This window comes from Enterococcus eurekensis, assembly GCF_042654605.1.
In the GTDB taxonomy this organism is placed as follows: domain Bacteria; phylum Bacillota; class Bacilli; order Lactobacillales; family Enterococcaceae; genus Enterococcus_I; species Enterococcus_I eurekensis.
Window position 1 is genome coordinate 1 of the sequence record NZ_JBHSGT010000082.1, and the last position, 584, is coordinate 584.

The following is a 584-nucleotide window of genomic DNA, read 5'->3' on the forward strand; positions in this document are numbered from 1 at the left end:
ATAACGCAAGGGTAGTATCCCACCATTGCCTCCATCGAAACTAGCGTCCCGATCTCTACGGCTCCTACCTATCCTGTACATGCGGTACAGACACTCAATATCAAACTACAGTAAAGCTCCATGGGGTCTTTCCGTCCTGTCGCGGGTAACCTGCATCTTCACAGGTACTAAAATTTCACCGAGTCTCTCGTTGAGACAGTGCCCAAATCGTTACGCCTTTCGTGCGGGTCGGAACTTACCCGACAAGGAATTTCGCTACCTTAGGACCGTTATAGTTACGGCCGCCGTTTACTGGGGCTTCAATTCGTACCTTCGCTTACGCTAAGCACTCCTCTTAACCTTCCAGCACCGGGCAGGCGTCAGCCCCTATACTTCATCTTTCGATTTTGCAGAGACCTGTGTTTTTGATAAACAGTCGCTTGGGCCTATTCACTGCGGCTGTTCTTACGAACAGCACCCCTTCTCCCGAAGTTACGGGGTCATTTTGCCGAGTTCCTTAACGAGAGTTCTCTCGCACACCTTAGGATACTCTCCTCGACTACCTGTGTCGGTTTACGGTACGGGCCGTTGTTTTCTAACTAGAA

1 rRNA gene is annotated in these 584 nt (G+C 50.3%); it reads right to left on the reverse strand.

The features are described 5' to 3' along the window. Nucleotides 1-584 (reverse strand): 23S ribosomal RNA (locus tag ACFO3L_RS11495); the annotation flags it as partial.